The sequence below is a fragment of the Methanoculleus sp. UBA291 genome (assembly GCF_002499755.1).
Classification (GTDB): domain Archaea; phylum Halobacteriota; class Methanomicrobia; order Methanomicrobiales; family Methanoculleaceae; genus Methanoculleus; species Methanoculleus palmolei.
The window spans coordinates 65029-65297 of sequence record NZ_DANC01000020.1 but is presented as its reverse complement, the minus strand read 5'-3'; positions in this window follow the sequence as shown (position 1 = coordinate 65297).

The window sequence follows — 269 nt, the reverse complement described above, 5'->3', positions numbered from 1 at the left end:
GTGCCTACGTGAGGCACGACGGGCCGCTGCGGTCGCGGCCGCCGGCGAGAAGAATTTCAATCCACGTGCCTACGTGAGGCACGACCGACCCCCACGATCGACTCCGCCGCGTGGCTGTCATTTCAATCCACGTGCCTACGTGAGGCACGACCGCTCACCAGGTCGATCGCCACGACCCCGAGGATTTCAATCCACGTGCCTACGTGAGGCACGACGATCGCGCCGTTCGGGCCGGCGGTCGTCGGCAGATTTCAATCCACGTGCCTACG